Source organism: Microvirga medicaginis, from assembly GCF_052658925.1.
This window is the reverse complement of record NZ_JBQWEL010000032.1, coordinates 1-15,680: the sequence shown is the minus strand read 5'-3', so window position 1 is coordinate 15,680 and position 15,680 is coordinate 1. Positions and strand designations below refer to the sequence as shown.

Below are 15,680 nucleotides of genomic sequence, written 5' to 3'. Positions count from 1 at the left end.
GGTTGCGTCTTAGAAAGGTGGCACCATGCAATCCCAGCGACCCGTGGTCCTTATTACAGGTGGCAGCCGCGGCATAGGTGCGGCGATCGCGCAACTCGCCGCATCCCGTGGCTATGACGTCGCCATCACTTACCGCTCCGAGAGCACTGCCGCCGAAGAAGTCGTCGAGACCTGCCGGGCTGCGGGTGCAGAGGCGCAGGCCTTCCAGGGCAATGTTGCCGTAGAAGCGGATGTGCTGCGTCTTTTCGACGAAGTGGAGAAGCGGATTGGTCCCATCTCCCACGTGGTGAACAATGCCGGCGTTACGGGAAAGTCGGGCAAGCTCGCCGAGACTGCCGCCGAGACGCTGCGCGAATGCATCGACATCAACGTGACCGGGGCTCTCCTCGTGGCCCGCGAGGCGGCACGGCGCCTGTCGCAGAGCCGGGGCGGCGGAGGCGGATCCATCGTCAACATCTCGTCCGTCGCTGCCCATCTCGGAAGCCCGAACGAATATGTCTGGTACGCCGCTTCGAAGGGAGCCATCGACTCTCTCACCATCGGACTGGCGCGGGAACTGGCGACGGAAGGCGTGCGGGTCAATGCCGTTTCGCCGGGGATGACCCGGACCGACATCCATGAGCGCAGCACCCAGGATGCAGGCCGCTTGCAGCGGCTTCTGCCTTTCATCCCGATGAAGCGGATCGGCGAGCCTCAGGAGATCGCCGAAGCGGTCCTGTTCCTGATGTCGGACGCTGCCTCCTATATCACCGGAGCCATTCTGCCGGTTTCAGGCGGGCGCTAGCTTTAGTTTACGCATTTTCGAACGGCGAACCGGCATCCACTTCGCCGGAAAATGCCATGGTCCAAAAGAAAAAGCCCGCTGGAAGCGGGCTAGACCTTTGCTGCAGTGCAGCTCATTTTTACGCGACGGCGTGCTCGCGGGCGATGCTCTCGATCTGGAAGCGGGAGATGCCGAGATCGTCGAGCTCGCGGTCCGAAAGCAGGGAGAGCTCACGGACGGTTTCGCGATAACGCATATAAGCGCGGACTTTAGAGAGGATGTAGGACACGAACATTGGAAACTCCTATAGTTGCCGACCCCTATAGTCGGCGGCCTTTGTTCTTGCTGTGTGCGATGCAGCATATATGCCTGTGCGGCGCAAAAGAGGAGCGGTAATAAAGTAGGGCTGTTATGCTTTAGTAGCATAGCACATTAAGGCCAAGTTAATGGACCCGAGCGCCAGGAATGGGTTCTGGAGAGGAGCCGAGAACCTCGGTCCGTGTGCGGGGGAGCGCCTGGGGATAGGTTTCCCGCAGCCAAGCTATGAGCTTCTCGCGGACCTCGTTGCGGAGATCCGACGAGGCGCCCGAAGAGGCGGCGCTCATAAGGCCCCGGAGCTCGAGCGTGCTTTCCTTGGCATCGGTGACGTGCAGCACGCCGACCTCACCATCCCAGAGCTTGGAGCTTTTCAGGATCTCCATGAACTTGGCCCGAACCTCGTCGATGGGTGTGGCATAGTCCAGGTACCAGAACACCGAACCAAGGATGGAACTCGATTGCCGGGTCCAGTTCTGGAACGGCTTCTCCATGAAATAGGAGAGGGGCACGACCATGCGCCGCCAGTCCCAAAGACGGATGACCACGTAGGTGGTCTGGATTTCCTCGACGGTGCCGAATTCGCCCTCCAGCAGCACCTCGTCGCCGAGCCGGATCGGCTGCGCGATCGCGAGCTGCACGCCCGCGATGAGGTTCGAGAGGACCGGCCGCGCGGCTAGGCCGACGGCCAGACCAGCGACGCCGGCGGAGGCGAAGAGGCTCACGCCGTATTGCCGGACCGAGGGAATCGTCATGAGGATCGCGGAGAGGGTGATAAAGCCGAGGCCGAAGACAACGGTTCTGCGCAGCAGGCGCACCTGCGTCAGCAGCTTGCGGCTCAGCAGGCTGTCCTCGGAGCCTTTCAAGGCACGGCGCAGATAGATCTCCGAGGCCGTGTTGACGATGGTGATTGCGCTCCAGCCGAGAAAGATGATGAAGCCGAAGAGCAGACCCCACTGGATCAGGTCATAGCTTCCTCCCCGCCGCGGCAGGGCCTGGACCACGACGCCGAGGCCCAACACCAGCATGCCGAGCTTCGTCGGCGGGCCGATCCTGTGCAGCAGCTTGCGCCCAAACTCGGCCAACCTTCCTCGCAACGCCAACCTCAAAACACTGAGAAGAAGGGAGTGAAGGAAGAGAAGGAGAAGGGTTGCGAGGCTAAGAAAAGCGAGGGTGACCAGCCAGCTCGGCCACAAGCTCTGCCATCGCTCGAGAGCGTTGGTGAGAGAGATCGTGATGTCCTGCATGGAAACGCAACGCCAAGCAGGACGAGGTGTTCCCCGAAAGAAAAGCCCCGGCGAGGGCCGGGGCTTACGGCATGAACATACCGTCGCGCTCAGAGAACGTAGAAATCGTATTTCGTAATCGGCAGCCACGCTTTCAGCTGGGCGACCTTGACGGCCGCGTAACCACCGTAACCATCGCGGTCATAGAGCAGGGCGCCCGTTTCCTTGTTGTAGATGATGCGATCCGTCGAGTCCGCAGCGGCTCTGCCGACCCGGAAGGCAGCGCTGGAAAGCCAGCCATTCGGCCCGACGCGGGTGAAGATGGCGTTGTCGAGCATGATGGTGTCGTCGGCGGGGGTGAAGTCCGTGATCGTATCGACGTTGTAGGTCGACGGCGTGGAGTCGAAGACGAAGTAGTCGCGGCCCGTGCCGCCAGCTAGCGTATCGATATCGAGGCCGCCACTCAGATAATCGCTGCCGGATCCACCGCTCAGTAGATCGCGGCCGGTGCCGCCATAGAGATCGTCATCTCCGGTAACGCCGTAGAGCTTGTCGCTGCCGGCATCGCCGAACAGGGTGTCGTGGCCGCCATAGGAATAGATCGCGTCATTGCCATAGCCGCCGCGGATCACGTCCGCATAATCGTTGCCGTAGAAAGTGTCGTGACCGCGGTTGAGGGCGACGTACCAGTCGTAGGCGTTCAGGTCGTCAACCGTCGTTTGAAGGTCGAGATTCTGGATCGACAGAACGGTGTCGCCATAGTTCTCGTAGACCAGATGATCGATCACGACATCGTAGCCGTCGGTCCAGTACCAGGCGGTGTAATGGTCGATGAGGGAGCTGCCGTTCACATCGAAGCCCGCGACATCGCCACCCTCCCAGATTCCCTGCCAGGTTTTCACCGTTTCGATATACGGATTGGCGCTGACGAAGGACCAGCCGGAAGGGCTGGTGCCCGACATGTTGAAGCCGACACCGGCGGTATTGAACGCTTGAAAGACAGCCATGGCGGCGCATCCCCGTTGAGTAACTTAATAACCTTATCTTATACGAATGAATCTGAATTTTAGCTGCACAGTTCTGGGAAAGGCTCGACAGCGTTAATGCTTCGTAACCACCGGGAGGTTGTTGCAGTATGAACAGGTATTCATAAAAGACTGAGAGTATTGTGTTCCCGTACTACTGAAGGAATAGGGAACAGGAAGCCAGGGTGTGCGTTCACACTCCACATTATAGTTAAGTGGAGATGAATCCATGAAGAAGATCGCGCTTGGCGCGGCCCTTCTGCTGTTAAGCAGCACGGCTTACGCGCAGACGACAACGAACTCGAATACCTCCTCGTCGACCTCGGACACCCAGATGATGCTGCCCAAAAAGCAGCAATCAGGGGGCAAGGAACAGGCGACCGGCAGCACGACGTCCCGGTCTTCGCAGATCTCTCAGTCCAACACGACGACCCGCGAGCAGGGCAGCACGCGTGTCGGCGTGGGCGTTGAAACCCGCGAGCGCGCGGGCGTGTCGGTTCGCTCCCGCACCGTGCATGAGGTTGATGAGCCGAGTGTCTCCGTCACACGCCGTCGCAGTGTGACGGCCATTGAAGAGCCCGATACCGAAGTTCACCGCACGGTGATCAAGAAGAAGCCTTCCACCAAGAAGGTGGCGGTAAAGAAAAAGACCAAGAAATTTGCGGTGAAGAAGCGCCGTTATCAGGTTGTCGATGAGCCGGTGGAGGTTCGTCGCCGCTCGGTGCGTCGCTACGAGGAAGTGAACGAGCCGAGCGTGTCCGTGCACCGCCGCACGACGGTCCGCACCCGCGATACGTCGCCGGACGTGGGCGTTTCGGTTGAACAGCGCCGCAGCTCCACCCGCACCTCGACCGAAGTGAACAGGTCGAGCTCGCCCTCGACGACCGGTTCGGTCTCGACGCGCAGCACCTCCAGCGGCAACACCTCGTCCGAGAGGAGCAACGCGACGACCTCCACCAAGAAGCTGCCGATCCCGCAGCAGGGTGGCTCGTCCTCTGAGGGCAAGACGCAGGGCAACAGCTCGACGGCGCAGTAAGCGTGTGCTCTCCAAGTATGTGAAAAAGGGGCCGGGAAACCGGCCCCTCTGCTTTGGATTTTGACCTCTCAGTGCGAGCTTAATGATGAGCACCCATGCTGTTGAGAGCCAGCTGACATGCTTGCTCGCAGCGGCGGCACGCTTCGGCGCAGACGCGGCAATGCTCGTGCATCTTGGCATGGCGTTCGCATTCCTCGCCGCACAGACGACAGGCTGTCATGCAGGCGCTCAGCATATGGCGGATCACGTCTTCATTGGAGCCAGTCCGCCGGGTCGCGACGGTGCCTGTCGCCATGCAGATATCCGCGCAATCCATGTTGAGGCGAATGCATTGGGTCAGTTGAGCGACCGTTTGCTCGCCGAGGCAGGCATCGGCGCAGGAGGTGCAGATCTGCGCGCAATCGAAGCATTCCTCGATGCAGCGGATCAGAGCGTCATTGGTCTTGCCTTTGACATGCGGATGCGTGCTGACCATCTCATGAGCGTGCATTGCGATCTCCTGTTCTGTCTGAGAGCTCAACTCAGCAAGAGCCCTTGTGCCCCCAGCCTTGGCCAACAAGAGATTGCCGGGATGGTTCCGGTGCCTGCCTGGAAACCATCCCTTTCCATCTCCTGAAGTTCCGGAAGAGCCGGGCAGCTCTCGAGGGTTCGGTTGAAGGCACGCGTTAGCTCCCGTCTCGACATCACGGAGAACTGGCACATCGCAGATCACGAATCCATTGACGTGTGGTGATAAAAAAGCAGCGACAAGTCTCGGCAAGGAGGAACTTCGCTGGGGGCTTCCACGTGGTCCGAAGTTCAAGCATGATGGGGACTGTTTGAAACACGGAACTCTCGTCTTGAACGAGATGATACTAGCGATGTGGTTTTCGCGCGGGTCTGTTCGCCTTGAGAGTATATGGAAGCGGGAACCGGCGCCGCTAAAAGATCTTATTCTTTTCAGTTTAATATCGGAGTTCAACTGATGAAAAAGTTTCTGTTGACGATGAGCGTGGCGCTTCTGGCGGTCACGTCTTTCTCCGGAGCGGCCGATGCCCGTCCGGGAAAAGGCAAGGGGCATGCCTATGGCCACTACAAGAACGGCAAGGCTCAGGCTTATGTCGTGAAGCGGCGCAATAATAATGCTGCGATCGCGGCGGGCGTAACGGGGGCCATCGTTGGCGGTGTACTCGGCGCGACTGCCCGCCCGACCTATCGCACGTATGAGCCGTCCTACCGCTATTATGAGGCTCCGAGACGGAGCTATTATCGTGAAGAGTATTACGATTACGGATACTGATCCGAAACCAAACAGGGCGCCTTCGGGCGCCCTTTGATTAGGCGGAAGAGATTAACGCCTAACGCCCGATCCCATCCACAGCGATGACCGCGCGCAGAGGTCCGTATTCCGTCTGCCTTCTCACATCCATCTGAACGCGCCCACTCGCGTGGGTCGTCACGTTGTCGGATGTACGGCTCCGAGATGAGCCGACGATGGTTTCTGCCCGAACACGGCCGCTGATGCGCACGCAGGTGTCCGAATTCTGAAGCTGCGCGAAACCAGGCGGGCAGGATGAGGCTGCCAGAGCAGGGCCGCCCATAGCCAGTAAGGCGGCAGAGAGGATCAGGAGGATGCGGTTCATGGGCTCCCAACTTAGCGTCTAGGAGCCCAGAAGAAAAGGACGCTTACCGACGGCCGGTGCCGCTGCGGCGGTCGTAGGATTCCGCGACTCCGCTGCGGTCGACCTCCACGAGGAACTGCTCGACTTGGGGGCTGTCGTCCTGGATCGCGCCAACGTGATAACGATAGGCCATTTCCCCTCCGAGCCAGCCGCTGAAGAGCAGCAGCAGGGTTTGGAGGCCTGAGAGCCAGAGGCCCCAATCCTGAGCGCCCGCGGCAGGGTTATCCAGGCGAACGCCGACATTCACAAGGGCGACGCCCACGACCACAAGGTTCACAACCATGTGGGTCCATGAAATCCAGAGGTTGCGCACTCGATCGATGCTCACGAAGTCGATGAGGCCAGGGATCGCTGCCACCAGAGCAGTGACAATGCCTGCGATCAGCAACCAATAGGAGGCGTCCGCCCAGAAAGGATTGCTCGTGCTTGCAAACGCAATATCTGTCCCGAAAGCCCCGATCAGGAAGGCAACCGGAAAGGTGACGAGCATGTGGTGGAGCGGATGCCCGGCAATGGCGGCCGTGCTCTCCACCCCGTGACGGTGATAGCGGCCCATGGAGCTCTCCTTTGGAAGTAATATGAAGAAGAATGCCGCGCCCAAGGCTTAGTTCCTGCACCACCGTTCATGTGGCGATGCCGCTTCGCGTAGGGCTGGACATCCGAAGACTAATCGAACATAGCACTAGCAATCATTACCTAGGGGAAAGGGGTGTGCAGGGACTCCTTTACTACTGCGACCGATCAGCCGAATCCTTGCCGCCGCTTCAATGACCCTAGATCCAGTCACCCTCAATGTTGCCTTTGTCCTTCTCGCGCTGGTTCTCGGTGCGTTGCTGGTGTTCGCCTGGACGCTCAATCGAAAGGTTCGCGCTCTCCTGCCGTGGGGAGCTGCTTTCTGTCTTATCGCGGGCGGCTTTGCGGTTGCGAACCTTGGAAGGTCCCATAACTCCTATCCGGCGCTCCTGGCGGGCAATGCCCTTGGCCTTCTGTCCTATGTGGCTCTTTATGCCGGCTGCCGGATCTTCAACGGCCGCAGGGGTTTTCCTCCGCTCATCTGGACCGGGGTCGTGCTGTGGATCGCGGCTTTCCCGCTCATTTATGAGAGGCAGGATTACCGACTGATCCTGGTTGCGCTGACGACGGGTGTCTATTCCTGGCTCAGCGCTCGCGAACTCTGGCGTCATGCCAAACATCCCCTCGCTTCCCAGCAGATCGCCGTCGTTCTCCTGGTGCTCCTGGCTATTTTCAACATCTTCCGGACTTGGCCCGGGCTCGCGGTGACGTCGATTCCTTGGATCGACGCTCTGGCCAACCGATGGTCCTCCGAGATGGCCCTTTTCCTGGTGGTCTATACTCCAGCCCTGGCGTTCATCTTTCTGTCCATGGCCAAGGAACATGTCGAACTGGGCTATAAGCAGGCAGCCTTCATCGATCCTTTGACCGGCATTCCCAATCGGCGCGCTTTCCTGCAGCACGCAACGCGGCTCATTCATGCCAGGAAAGGCAAGCCGGTCAGCTGTCTCGTCTTCGATCTCGACAACTTCAAGTCCTTTAATGATCGCTATGGCCATGAGATGGGTGACCGCATTCTCATGCTGTTTGGAGAGGTGTTGACCGAGCACCTTCCCGGACGCTCCTTCGGCAGATTGGGCGGCGAGGAATTCGCCGCGATCCTGCCGATGTCCATGGGAGATGCCAAGGCTCTGGCCGAGACGGTAAGACGTGCATTCTCCGCCGCCGGCAAAGCCATGCTGGGCCCTCAGGCCCAAGTGACTGTCAGCGTGGGCTGCGCCGCTTCTGATCACGCAACAGCAATCAAGACATTGCTTCAGGAAGCGGACCTTGCACTTTACTCAGCGAAGGATAACGGCCGAGATGTCGTCGTCGCGGCCGGTCCTCTGACCTCCGCTCAATAGTGCTGCGGGCCTTATCGCCGGGCCGTGACGACAAGGGCCCGCATGCGGTTCTCGACCCGGCCATCTCCGAACCGTTCGACGAGAGCCTGCGTCGCCTTGTCCGTAACCTCGTCGAGACGGCCCGGTGCGCGGGCCTCGATCTCGCCGCGTAACGGCGTTCCCTGGGTCAGGCCTATGGCGGCGTGGCGTGCGGAGGGCGCGTGGCTCACCTTGTCGACCGGCTCGATGGTGACGTCTTCGAACCCCGCCAGCTGGAGTTCGCCCTCAATGCGGCCCGCATCGAAATAGCCGAAGGGCGTACGCTCGATGAACCGGGGCGGATCCTCGGGAAACATTTCAACCGCCTGGTCGGATACGACCTTGCTCACCAGGTTCGCGTCCAGACTGTCCCAGGCATTGAACAGAAAGCGTCCGCCGGGCTTGAGCACGCGCAATGCCTCCCGATAGGCCGCGGGCTTGTCCGGAAAGAACATCACGCCGAACTGGCACACCACGGCATCGAAGGAGCTATCCTCGAAGGGAAGCGACTGCGCGTCCGCTTGGCGCCAGGTTACATTGGGCGCCTGGAGCTTCGTCCGTGCCAGATCGAGCATGGCTTGATTGAGGTCGGTCGCAATGATCTCGACCTCAGGCGGCAGGGCCTTGACCATCGCGCGCGTGACGATGCCCGTGCCTGCCGCTGCTTCCAGAACCCGCCCGGAGGTGACACCCTTGAGCCGCGTGGCCAGATCTTCGGCAAAAGGCTCAAAGACAAGGGAACCGAGATACTGCTCGTAAACGGCAGGGATCGAGCCAGCAAAAGCTGCATCGGTGGCGCTCATGGTCTCCTCCGCCGCAAAAAAACGCGCCATCATCCCGCGGATGGATAAGGCGGGCAATAGGCTCAAAAGGAGGAGCGAGGGTGCGGTTCGCTTGTGTGGGCGAGAGTAGGCGAGAGAGCGAACGTCGTCTCGACTACACCCGAAAAGCCATGGCAGCGCAGAGCATGCCATGCTCTCTTGTACGGCATCGGCTACCAGCAAACGGGGTGCGCTCAGACCAGGAGCAAGCATGGCGACCATTCTGCAGCTTCCTGCCTGGTTCGGCGCCATTATTGCGATGCTGATCGCAATTGCCGTCTCCGTCCTGCCATTCGGCATCGTCCGCAGACAGCTGACCGATGACTTGCCGACGAAGGCTCGCGATGTGGCCGAAACGGTCGCTATTCGCGTCGGCACGGTTCATGGCCTTATCCTGGCGCTTGTCTTTGCCGAGGCCCAATCGGCGCATACGAACCTGCAGCAGGAGGTCTCGAAGGAAATTTCAACGATCGAGCATATTGCATTGCAGCTGGATCAATGGAACGGGCCGGAGGAAGACACTCTCCGTACCCGACTCGCAGTTTACGTCAGAGCCGTCTTGCAAAAAGAGTGGCAGGCATCTGACCGCCCCCAAGGCAGTAGAGAGGCGAGCCGAGCTTATAACGATCTCGATATCGGCATCCTCAACCTGAAGGCGGAGACTCCGCAGCAGGAATCTCTTCGCGGCCGCATGATCATGAACATGGATAACCTTCAGGATCACCGGAAGGCACGATTAGCGCTGCTTCACCGTGGCATTCCCGGCTTGTTCTGGTGGATGGCCTTGGCGGGCTTTGTCATCACCGTCGGGTTCTTTCTTGTATTCCCGGCGACGGCCCTGCATATCGCCGTTCTCTCCGTTTACGGAGCCTATACGGGGCTCACGCTCTATTTCATCCTCGCTCTGAGCCATCCCTATGCAGGCCCGGCCGCTATCGACACTTCACCCTATGGAATGGTGCTCGAAGAGGAACTGAAGACGCCCTAGCGTATGCGTTTGGAAAGTGGTTCCGGATCTCCGTACCGGACGATACAAGGAGAGGAGCGGAGGTGATCCCAAAAGTGGATTTGCACTTTTGGGACTGATCCGATGCTCCCTTATTTAATGGCGCATCGTTCGCTGCGGACCTCTGGGGCACCGACGCGGACATTCGGTTCCGCACGATGCGCCATGCAGGAAAGGCAGAAGCCATGTGGAAAGATCGGCGAATTCTTGACCTCCTGGGAAACGAGATTCCCATCATCCAGGCCCCCATGGCCGGAGCCAACTTGTCCGACATGGTCATCGCCGTCTCGGAAGCCGGAGGTCTCGGTTCGCTGCCTTGCGCGCTGCTGAGCCACGACAAGGCCCGGGAGGAACTGTCCAGGATCCGTCGGAAAACCTCGAAACCAATCAACGTCAACTTCTTCTGCCACCAAGCGCCGGATTTCGATGCGGAGCGGGAAGCTGCGTGGAAACAGCGTCTGAGGAACTACTATCTGGAGCTCGGGCTCGATCCGGAGATGCCGACACCGCCGTCGACACGCGCGCCTTTCGACGAGGCTTTCTTGAGCCTCGTGGAGGAGTTCACGCCCGAAGTCGTGAGCTTTCATTTCGGGCTGCCGCAGCAGGGCCTGCTGAAGCGCGTAAAGGACACGGGGGCCAAAGTCCTGTCGTCCGCGACCACGGTCGATGAGGCGCGCTGGCTCGAAGGCGAGGGGTGTGATGCCATCATCGCGCAAGGCTTCGAAGCGGGCGGCCATCGCGGCATCTTTCTAACCGAAGACCTCTCGACCCAAGTGGGCACCATGGCGCTGGTGCCACAGGTGGCAGACGCGGTGAAGATACCTGTCATTGCTGCGGGCGGAATTGCCGACGCGCGCGGCATCGTCGCGGCTTTTGCGTTGGGCGCATCGGCCGTGCAGATGGGAACGGCCTATCTGTTCACCCCGGAAGCCACGATATCGTCCGTTCATAGACAAGCGCTGAAGGGCAACGACGTTGAAAAGACAGCTTTGACGAATGTCTTCACCGGGCGTCCCGCCCGAGGCATCGTCAACCGGATCATGCGCGAGGTGGGACCCCTCTCGGCGGCTGCGCCCCAGTTTCCGCTTGCGGGCGGGGCGCTCGCGCCCTTGCGTCAGAAATCCGAGCCTCTCGGTTTGGGAGACTTCATGCCCCTCTGGTCGGGCCAGTCAGCGCGCCTATGCTGCGAGCTTCCTGCTGGGGAACTCACGAAGCGCCTGGCGCAGGAAGCCCTGGCAATACTCTCATCGCACTGAGACTGCGGCAGGCTTACTCCGCCGCCTGCCGTGTCACACCCTAGCTCCGCCATCATCGCTGCCTGTACGGCCATGCAACCGGCATTTTGGCTGCCTCGCCATATGCGCTATCGCACCTTACGCTCCTTGTTTGAGCCGGTATGGATCTTTAGATCTGCGATGTCATTGGAATATAAAGATTTTTTTCAGATCGAAATATGAAATGGAGGATTTTGCACGTCTGCTTGAAAGGGGAGCCTTTCGCCTACTTAAGCTTATGCGTGACTAAATAACATCACGCAATCGAGTCGAAGAGAGGTCACTATGGCGTTTTCACTTCAACAAGCGATGAATGAGTTCTTCAACAATTCCGGCGGTGGAGGCATTTGGTACGGAGGCACGAATTTAGGGAATGGGCCAATCGCAGGTGGAACTCATTCCGATCCAAAGCCGCCCGGATCGTCCAGGCACAATCCGCTCCCGCCGAAGGAAACCTACAAGAATGACATCGACTATATCCGCGACAGCCCGGCGGGAACGACCGTCCACCATGGCAACGGAGATTACGGTTTCCTCGGTGGTGATCGCGGTTGGATCTATGCCCGTCAGATCTGCCCGGATGGCTATCCCGCCGATGGAGTTTACCTCGTCAAGCATGGCGGCCGATCCGTCGCCGATTGGTATGAATTGCCGTTCTCCTGCCCCTAATCGGGCAAGGGTGTGAAATGTCGGCAGCGATGTCGAGTATGATTGCAAGCCCCTGCAGATATCAGGCTGTGGGGGCTCGCAGGGTGTTCGAACATGCTCCCTGCTTCAGGCGGCGCATCGTTGACTGCGGAAAACCGGATCCACTTTTCGCTAGCGTGGCCCTTCGGGCCCGCACGATGCGCTAGCCGAAACAGAATGCTTACAGGGTCTTTGCGTTACTCCGCCGCCTCCTGCCGCGTCACTTTCTTCGGCTTCTTGCCTGCATCCTTGCCCGCAGCTTCCTTCTTCAGAGGCCTGCGCTCCAGCACCTCTTTCAGGAAGCGGCCGGTGTGGCTGTCCTTGGATTTGGCGATGTCCTCGGGAGTACCTTCAGCGACGATCTGGCCGCCGCCGCTGCCGCCTTCGGGGCCCATGTCGATCACCCAGTCGGCGGTCTTGATGACTTCGAGATTGTGCTCGATCACCACCACCGTGTTGCCCTGGTCCACCAACTCGTGCAGCACCTCGAGGAGCTTCGCCACATCGTGGAAGTGCAGGCCCGTGGTGGGTTCATCGAGGATGTAGAGCGTGCGGCCGGTCGCGCGCTTGGACAGCTCCTTGGAAAGCTTCACGCGCTGCGCCTCGCCACCGGAGAGTGTCGTCGCCTGTTGGCCCACATGCACGTAGTCGAGGCCGACACGGGCGAGCGTCTGCATCTTCTCGCGGATCGACGGCACGGCCTTGAACAGGTCGCGCGCTTCCTCCACCGTCATGTCGAGCACGTCGGCGATGGACTTGTCGCGATACTTCACCTCCAGCGTCTCACGGTCGTAGCGCTTGCCCTTGCACACGTCGCAGGTGACGTAGACGTCGGGCAGGAAGTGCATCTCGATCTTGATCACGCCGTCGCCCGAGCAGGCCTCGCAGCGTCCGCCCTTCACGTTGAAGGAGAAGCGTCCGGCCTGATAGCCGCGCGCCTTCGCCTCGGGCAGACCTGCAAACCACTCGCGGATCGGCGTGAAGGCACCGACATAGGTCGCCGGGTTCGAACGCGGCGTGCGGCCGATGGGCGACTGGTCGATGTCGATGACCTTGTCGAGATGCTCCAGGCCCTCGATGCGCTCATGCGGGGCCGGATGCTCCAGCGCACCATTGAGCTTGCGCGCGACAGCCTTGTAGAGCGTATCGATGACGAGCGTAGACTTGCCGCCGCCGGAAACGCCGGTGATGCAGGTGAACGTGCCGAGCGGAATCTCTGCCGTGACGTTCTTCAGGTTGTTGCCCTTCGCGCCGACCACTTTGAGCATGCGTTTCGGATCGCGCTTGCGGCGCTGTGCCGGCACCTTCACGGACATCTCACCCGTGAGATACTTACCCGTCAGCGACTTCGGATTCTTCATGATCTCGTCGGGCGTACCCTCGGCAACGATCTCGCCGCCGTGGATACCGGCGCCCGGTCCGATATCGAATACGTAATCGGCCTGGAGGATCGCGTCCTCGTCGTGCTCCACCACGATCACCGTGTTGCCGAGATCGCGCAGGCGCTTCAACGTCACGAGCAGACGGTCGTTGTCGCGCTGGTGCAGGCCGATGGATGGCTCGTCGAGCACGTAGAGAACGCCGGTCAACCCGGAGCCGATCTGCGAGGCGAGACGAATGCGCTGGCTCTCGCCGCCGGAGAGCGTGCCGGAGGCGCGGGCGAGCGTCAGGTATTCCAGGCCCACATCGACAAGGAAGGTGAGGCGATCCCGGATCTCCTTGAGAATGCGGCCTGCGATGTCGTTCTGCTTCTTATTGAGCTTCTTCGACAGGCCGCCGAACCACTCATGCGCGTCCTTCACGGAAAGCGCTGTAGCGTCGCCGATGTCGAAGCCCGCGATCTTCACCGCGAGAGCCTCAGGCTTCAGGCGCTTGCCGCCGCAGGCTTCGCAAGGCGTCTCGCTCATGAAGCGGCCGATCTCCTCGCGCGCCCAGTCGCTCTCGGTTTCCTTGTAGCGGCGCTCCAGGTTCGGGATCACGCCCTCGAAGGGCTTCCTCACCTCATAGGCACGAAGCCCATCGTCATAAGCCATGCGGATGGCTTCACCGTCCGAGCCGTAGAGGATCACGTCGCGCACCTTTTCCGGAAGCTCCGTCCAGGGCTTCGTCATGGAGGCTTTGTAGTGCTTGGTGATCGCTTCCAGAGTCTGGCCGTAATAGGGCGAAGTGGACTTTGCCCAGGGCATGATGGCGCCGCGCTTGAGGGAGAGCGTTTCGTCCACCACCAGCGCTTCATCGATGCGCATCTCGTGGCCGATCCCGCCGCAGGTGGGGCAGGCGCCGAAGGGATTGTTGAACGAGAACAGGCGCGGCTCGATCTCGGGGATCGTGAAGCCGGAGACCGGGCAAGCGAATTTGGAGGAGAAGACGATGCGCTTCGGCTGGCCCTTCTCGTCCTTCTCGTCCGCATATTCGATGATGGCGATGCCGTCGGTGAGTTCGAGCGCCGTCTCGAAGGATTCCGACAGGCGCGCGGCGATGTCGGCGCGCACGACGATGCGGTCCACCACCACGTCGATGTCGTGCTTGAACTTCTTGTCGAGGGCAGGGGCCTCGTCGATGGCGTAGTATTCGCCGTCGATCTTCAGACGCTGGAAGCCCTTCTTCTGGAACTCGGCGATCTCCTTGCGGTACTCGCCTTTGCGGCCGCGCACCACGGGGGCCAGCAGGTAGAGACGGGTCTTCTCCGGTAATTCCAGCACCCGGTCCACCATCTGGCTGACCGTCTGGCTCTCGATGGGCAGGCCCGTTGCGGGAGAATAGGGAATGCCGACCCGCGCCCAGAGCAGGCGCATGTAATCGTAGATCTCGGTCACCGTGCCCACGGTCGAGCGCGGGTTCTTCGAGGTGGTCTTCTGCTCGATGGAGATGGCGGGCGACAGGCCGTCGATCTGGTCCACATCCGGCTTCTGCATCATCTCCAGGAACTGGCGGGCGTAAGCCGAGAGAGATTCCACATAGCGCCGCTGCCCCTCGGCATAGATCGTATCGAAGGCCAGCGACGATTTTCCCGAGCCGGACAGGCCCGTGAACACCACGAAGTTGTCGCGCGGTACCATGAGGTCGACGTTTTTGAGATTGTGCTCCCGCGCGCCGCGCACGGAGATCACGCGCGCATTCGGGTCTCCCGCCTTGGCGCGGTTGAACAGCTCGTCGAGTTTAGCCATGGCCTTCAATAGCCTTCAAAGAGGGGAAAACGGCCAAGTGAGGCCGGCTCCGGGATATGTGACGTCTCACCCGTGGATGCAATGCGGCGGATGATTCCAGGTCTCAAATCCTAGAACAAAGAGGGTACGAAGGGCAATGGGGCCGTCGCCTAAAGAAGGGGTATAAAGCGGAAGGCCCATGCCGCAGCACAGGTCTTCCGTTAGGCCTTTGGCTAGCAGCGACGGAGCCGCGGGTTGCCGGAAGCATTCATCATCATGCGGCCGTTCCGATCATAGACGTAGCAGTATCCTGGGGAAGCCTGGGCGACCCGAGCGCCTGTGGCTGCTCCCGCAGTCGCACCGGCCGCCGCGCCGCCGACTCCGCCGACCACCGCGCCTACGGGGCCGCCGACGAGGGCCCCCGTCGTGGCTCCCGCCACGCTTCCGGTCGTTGTGGGCGAACAGGCTCCAATGGTTACGCAGGCACACAGAACTAAAGCGAGCTTGTACATCTGCTGCTCCTCTTCTGGATGCTGGTTTTCGACCTCTCCAAGAGCCGTCAATGGCCTGCGAAGGGTCGCAGGCTAACGTAGCGATGTCGGTATGGTTGCCGTCGAGTCGGACTTACTTATCGTGAAGATACCCTTCATGCCCGGCATGTTTGGGGCTCTTCCTCGGCCGCTTGGACCGGGCTGTTTCTGGGGACAGCCCTGTGCAGAACTTCCGCTCCGGCTTGTCCCAGGCGCCCTCCGGCCCCAGAACAGCCTCACATGAACAGGAGTTGGC

At 60.5% G+C, this 15,680-nt stretch carries 16 protein-coding genes; 7 read left to right on the top strand and 9 right to left on the bottom strand.

Going from position 1 to position 15,680, the window contains the following annotated elements:
• Window positions 1-25: 25 nt before the first annotated feature.
• Window positions 26-784, top strand: a complete 759-nt coding sequence (locus ACUXUR_RS25110; protein ID WP_445505078.1) for a glucose 1-dehydrogenase — start codon at window positions 26-28, stop codon at window positions 782-784.
• A gap of 118 nt (window positions 785-902) precedes the next feature.
• On the opposite strand, the gene ACUXUR_RS25105 is transcribed toward ACUXUR_RS25110, so the two are convergent.
• The 3 genes from ACUXUR_RS25105 to ACUXUR_RS25095 all read right to left on the bottom strand — a co-directional run bounded on the left by ACUXUR_RS25105 (window position 903) and on the right by ACUXUR_RS25095 (window position 3,311).
• Window positions 903-1,058: a DUF1127 domain-containing protein gene (locus tag ACUXUR_RS25105; RefSeq protein WP_084731585.1), complete on the bottom strand. Its 156-nt coding sequence runs from the start codon at window positions 1,056-1,058 to the stop codon at window positions 903-905.
• 148 nt (window positions 1,059-1,206) lie between these two features.
• Window positions 1,207-2,163 carry a mechanosensitive ion channel family protein gene (locus ACUXUR_RS25100; RefSeq protein WP_445505077.1) on the bottom strand — a complete coding sequence of 319 codons (957 nt, stop codon included), beginning with the start codon at window positions 2,161-2,163 and terminating at the stop codon, window positions 1,207-1,209.
• A gap of 251 nt (window positions 2,164-2,414) precedes the next feature.
• On the bottom strand, window positions 2,415-3,311 hold the full coding sequence (locus ACUXUR_RS25095) for a calcium-binding protein (protein WP_445505076.1): 897 nt from the start codon (window positions 3,309-3,311) through the stop codon (window positions 2,415-2,417).
• Between the two features lie 247 nt (window positions 3,312-3,558).
• Here ACUXUR_RS25095 and ACUXUR_RS25090 point away from each other — a divergent pair, with 247 nt between their 5' ends.
• Complete coding sequence (locus ACUXUR_RS25090; protein ID WP_445505075.1) at window positions 3,559-4,365, top strand: hypothetical protein; 807 nt, start codon at window positions 3,559-3,561, stop codon at window positions 4,363-4,365.
• A gap of 79 nt (window positions 4,366-4,444) precedes the next feature.
• Here ACUXUR_RS25090 and ACUXUR_RS25085 read toward each other — a convergent pair whose 3' ends face one another.
• Window positions 4,445-4,855: a four-helix bundle copper-binding protein gene (locus ACUXUR_RS25085; RefSeq protein ID WP_445505074.1), complete on the bottom strand. Its 411-nt coding sequence runs from the start codon at window positions 4,853-4,855 to the stop codon at window positions 4,445-4,447.
• Between the two features lie 474 nt (window positions 4,856-5,329).
• Here ACUXUR_RS25085 and ACUXUR_RS25080 point away from each other — a divergent pair, with 474 nt between their 5' ends.
• Window positions 5,330-5,644, top strand: coding sequence for a hypothetical protein (locus tag ACUXUR_RS25080; RefSeq protein ID WP_445505073.1), 315 nt, complete (start codon window positions 5,330-5,332; stop codon window positions 5,642-5,644).
• Window positions 5,645-5,702: 58 nt separating this feature from the next.
• Here the strand turns inward: ACUXUR_RS25080 and ACUXUR_RS25075 are convergent, their stop codons facing one another.
• Both ACUXUR_RS25075 and ACUXUR_RS25070 read right to left on the bottom strand, forming a co-directional pair.
• Window positions 5,703-5,987 (bottom strand): porin, encoded by a 285-nt coding sequence (locus ACUXUR_RS25075; RefSeq protein WP_445505072.1) that lies wholly within the window; start codon window positions 5,985-5,987, stop codon window positions 5,703-5,705.
• A 43-nt stretch (window positions 5,988-6,030) separates the two neighbouring features.
• Window positions 6,031-6,582, bottom strand: coding sequence for a DUF2231 domain-containing protein (locus tag ACUXUR_RS25070; protein ID WP_445505071.1), 552 nt, complete (start codon window positions 6,580-6,582; stop codon window positions 6,031-6,033).
• A gap of 211 nt (window positions 6,583-6,793) precedes the next feature.
• On the opposite strand from ACUXUR_RS25070, the gene ACUXUR_RS25065 reads away from it, so the two are divergent.
• Complete coding sequence (locus ACUXUR_RS25065; protein ID WP_445505070.1) at window positions 6,794-7,942, top strand: GGDEF domain-containing protein; 1,149 nt, start codon at window positions 6,794-6,796, stop codon at window positions 7,940-7,942.
• Window positions 7,943-7,953: 11 nt separating this feature from the next.
• On the opposite strand, the gene ACUXUR_RS25060 is transcribed toward ACUXUR_RS25065, so the two are convergent.
• Complete coding sequence (locus tag ACUXUR_RS25060; protein WP_445505069.1) at window positions 7,954-8,763, bottom strand: class I SAM-dependent methyltransferase; 810 nt, start codon at window positions 8,761-8,763, stop codon at window positions 7,954-7,956.
• A 229-nt stretch (window positions 8,764-8,992) separates the two neighbouring features.
• Between ACUXUR_RS25060 and ACUXUR_RS25055 the strand changes: the two genes are divergently transcribed.
• The 3 genes from ACUXUR_RS25055 to ACUXUR_RS25045 all read left to right on the top strand — a co-directional run bounded on the left by ACUXUR_RS25055 (window position 8,993) and on the right by ACUXUR_RS25045 (window position 11,730).
• Window positions 8,993-9,769, top strand: a complete 777-nt coding sequence (locus tag ACUXUR_RS25055; RefSeq protein ID WP_445505068.1) for a bestrophin-like domain — start codon at window positions 8,993-8,995, stop codon at window positions 9,767-9,769.
• 203 nt (window positions 9,770-9,972) lie between these two features.
• A complete protein-coding gene (locus ACUXUR_RS25050) occupies window positions 9,973-11,043 on the top strand; it encodes an NAD(P)H-dependent flavin oxidoreductase (RefSeq protein WP_445505067.1) in 1,071 nt (356 codons plus the stop codon).
• Between the two features lie 303 nt (window positions 11,044-11,346).
• On the top strand, window positions 11,347-11,730 hold the full coding sequence (locus ACUXUR_RS25045) for a hypothetical protein (RefSeq protein WP_445505066.1): 384 nt from the start codon (window positions 11,347-11,349) through the stop codon (window positions 11,728-11,730).
• A gap of 215 nt (window positions 11,731-11,945) precedes the next feature.
• Here ACUXUR_RS25045 and uvrA read toward each other — a convergent pair whose 3' ends face one another.
• Window positions 11,946-14,915, bottom strand: a complete 2,970-nt coding sequence (gene uvrA / locus ACUXUR_RS25040; RefSeq protein ID WP_445505065.1) for an excinuclease ABC subunit UvrA — start codon at window positions 14,913-14,915, stop codon at window positions 11,946-11,948.
• Between the two features lie 212 nt (window positions 14,916-15,127).
• A complete protein-coding gene (locus tag ACUXUR_RS25035) occupies window positions 15,128-15,406 on the bottom strand; it encodes a hypothetical protein (protein ID WP_445505064.1) in 279 nt (92 codons plus the stop codon).
• Window positions 15,407-15,680 lie beyond the last annotated feature (274 nt).